This is a genomic window from Stenotrophomonas sp. 05L44_2, assembly GCF_056665995.1.
In genome coordinates, this window is record NZ_JBFTNR010000582.1 from 1 (window position 1) to 2,701 (window position 2,701).

A 2,701-nucleotide genomic window follows, 5' to 3' on the forward strand; every position below is an offset into this window, starting at 1 on the left:
TTGCCGGACGACGGCCTGGACCTGCGCAACCACATGGCCAACATCGAACTGGGCCTGATCAACGAAGCACTGGAACGCACCCAGGGCGTGGTTGCCCACGCCGCCCAGCTGCTCGGCCTGCGCCGCACCACCCTGGTGGAAAAGCTGCGCAAGTACGGCATCGAACGCGAAGCGGCCGAACTGGCCAGCTGACACGCGTTACCAGCATGAAGGGGGCACGAACGCCTGGGCTTGCCCGGGCGTTGGTGTTTGTGGGGGTCCGCCTGATGCGCGGGCGGGCCCGACGGGTCCATGGCAGCGGCCGGATTGCTCAGTAGATCCACGCCATGCGTGGATGACGGGCGACGGTACCGAGAATATTTCGCTGCATTTGCACGTTTTCCTACAGACAACGCAACCGCACCGCGGAGCATGGCAAGGACGTCCCAACGAGGTTCCGCCATGCATCGCCTGACTCTGCTTGCCGCCCTGCTCTGCCCGGCCTTGGCCGCAGCATCCAACTGCACGCTGCCCACCACACTCGACCAGCGTCAGTTCACCAACCTCAGCGATCCGCTGTACCAGCCAGATAATCCGAATGCCGGACGCATGGTGCAGGTCAGCTTCGGCAGCAATCAGTACGTGCTGCACATCCTCGGCACCGACCTCCGCATCGGCGGCAGCTACCGTTACCAGCAACTGGCTCCGCACATTGCGGAAATCCAGATGACAGAAGCCCACCCCGCCGGCCCCGCCCGCTACACCCTGCTGCTGACCTGCCTGACCGACCACCAGGGCCGCTTCATCTACACCCAGCACGACGGCCCCATCGCCCCACGCCAGCGCCAGAATTCCGGCCGCTGGACCCTGCAGCCATAGGCCAAAAAACCGACGCCGGTGAAATGACGCGTCACGCATCCCAAGCGCCATCCACCCATGCCGCGGATCAAGCGTGTCGACCAAGGTCGACACCCACCAAGAGCAGCGTGCCGACCAACGGTCAGCACCCACCAACAGCAGCGTGTCGACCAAGGTCGACACCCACCAACAGCAGCGGGAACCTGTCGAAGGCGGGATGGGTCCGGTTGCGGGGGTGTCCGCGGCATGGATGCCGCGGCCAAGCCCCCATKGACGGGTTCACGGCGTCCCCCGCAACCGGACCCACCCCGCCATCCCACAGGAAGCCAGCTTTTGCTGTTGAGGTTGCCGACCAGCGGCCGGCACTACCGCTTCGGCAGGTGCAGGGCGCAGCCCTGCCGAACCACCCTTTACCTGGCCTGCTCGCAGAACTTCTGCCGATACTCCAGTGCCTTCGGCATCAACGCCTGCAGGTTCTGGATACGGGTACCCGGATTGGGGTGGGTCGAGGCGAACTCCGGCGGCGACTGGCCACCACCGGCCTGGCCCATGCGCTGCCACAGCGGCACCGCCTCGCGCGGGTCGAAGCACGCTGCGGCCGCCAGCATCAGGCCCACTTCATCGGCCTGCGTCTCGTGGCTGCGTGCATACGGCAACAGATACCCATAGCCCATCGCCGACATCATCATCTGCTGCTGCTGCGCATCCATGCCACTGGCGGCGCCGGCTACCTGGCCGATCTGGGTCAGCTTCTGCTGGGCCATGCGCTGTGCACCATGGCGCAGCAATGCGTGGGCGATCTCATGGCCCATCACCACCGCCATCGCATCACGGGTACGCGCCACCGGGATCAGCCCCGTGTAGACCGCCATCTTGCCACCGGGCAGGCAGAAGGCATTGGCCTGCTCGGACGGAATCACGTTCACTTCCCACTCGAAGTCGCGTGCGAAGTGTGCCGGCTGCAGCCCGTGTTCCTGCGCCAGCGCGGTTTCGACCACGTCCACCTTGGCGATCAGTCGCTCGGCAATCGCCCGGACATCCCGCGAGACCTGTTCATTCGGGCCCAAAGGGCGCTCCTGCGACAGGATCTGCTGGTAGGCCTGCAGGCCCAGCGCCTTCTCCTGGCTGGCGTCCAGGCTGCTGTCGATCAGCACCTTCTCGCCGGTATAGGGGTCGACCGCACGGTTGGAGAACCAGTAGAACGCCGCGTAGCCGGCGGCCAGCAGCAGCACCCACCAGCGGATGTTGCCGAACAGGCCACGCCGCTGCTGCGGCGAGCGGGAAAAAGGATCGTTGCGCATCGGCTGGTCTTCCGGCTGACCCCGCCGGCCGGCGGGTACGGCGCAATCTTAGTGCGGCGCTGCCTGCGGCGGGTGAAACCGGCGCCGATCCAGTCGTGCCCGTCAGATCCCTCGCACCAGCCGGAAGCCGATGCGCGCGTTGGTGGTATCCGAATCCTGCGATTGCCGCCACGCCGCCCGGGTCTGCTCCGGCGCGTTGGCCCAGTTGCCACCCCGGATCACCCGTGAACGGCAGCCCGGGTTGAACCACGCCACACCATCAGCCGGCGCGCGCCGATAGCTGGCATGCCAGCAATCGGCCACCCACTCGCTCAGATTGCCGCCCATGTCATGCAGCCCGAAGGCGTTGGCCTGGAAACTGGCGACCGGGGCCGGTCCCCACCAACCATCGCCATAGCCGACGAAGGCGTTGTGCCAATGCCTGCCCGAAGGCGAAACATCCTTGCTGCCGGTGTAATTGCCACTGCCTTCCGGTGGCAGACCGGCATCGCCCCACGGGTAGCGGCCACTGCTGCCGGCACGCATCGCGTACTCGAACTCGGCCTCGCTGGGCAGGCGGTAGC

At 66.4% G+C, this 2,701-nt stretch carries 4 protein-coding genes; 2 read left to right on the top strand and 2 right to left on the bottom strand.

What is annotated here, in order from left to right; translation table 11 throughout:
• Together AC1VAN_RS17710 and AC1VAN_RS17715 are read left to right on the top strand one after the other, a co-directional pair.
• The coding region (locus tag AC1VAN_RS17710; protein ID WP_480986334.1) for a helix-turn-helix domain-containing protein at positions 1 to 192 on the top strand (192 nt) is incomplete at its 5' end.
• A 249-nt stretch (positions 193 to 441) separates the two neighbouring features.
• Positions 442 to 858 carry a hypothetical protein gene (locus AC1VAN_RS17715; protein ID WP_080148827.1) on the top strand — a complete coding sequence of 139 codons (417 nt, stop codon included), beginning with the start codon at positions 442 to 444 and terminating at the stop codon, positions 856 to 858.
• 389 nt (positions 859 to 1,247) lie between these two features.
• Here the strand turns inward: AC1VAN_RS17715 and AC1VAN_RS17720 are convergent, their stop codons facing one another.
• Together AC1VAN_RS17720 and AC1VAN_RS17725 are read right to left on the bottom strand one after the other, a co-directional pair.
• Positions 1,248 to 2,138, bottom strand: a complete 891-nt coding sequence (locus tag AC1VAN_RS17720; protein WP_025876363.1) for a M48 family metallopeptidase — start codon at positions 2,136 to 2,138, stop codon at positions 1,248 to 1,250.
• A gap of 102 nt (positions 2,139 to 2,240) precedes the next feature.
• Positions 2,241 to 2,701, bottom strand: a 461-nt coding sequence (locus tag AC1VAN_RS17725) for a formylglycine-generating enzyme family protein (RefSeq protein ID WP_480986335.1), incomplete at its 5' end; no start/stop codon positions are given.

Excerpts from the sequence above, each read along its gene's own strand:
- AC1VAN_RS17715 (WP_080148827.1), top strand. The coding sequence starts at position 442 with ATGCATCGCCTGACTCTGCTTGCCGCCCTGCTCTGCCCGGCCTTGGCC.
- AC1VAN_RS17720 (WP_025876363.1), bottom strand. The coding sequence starts at position 2,138 with ATGCGCAACGATCCTTTTTCCCGCTCGCCGCAGCAGCGGCGTGGCCTG.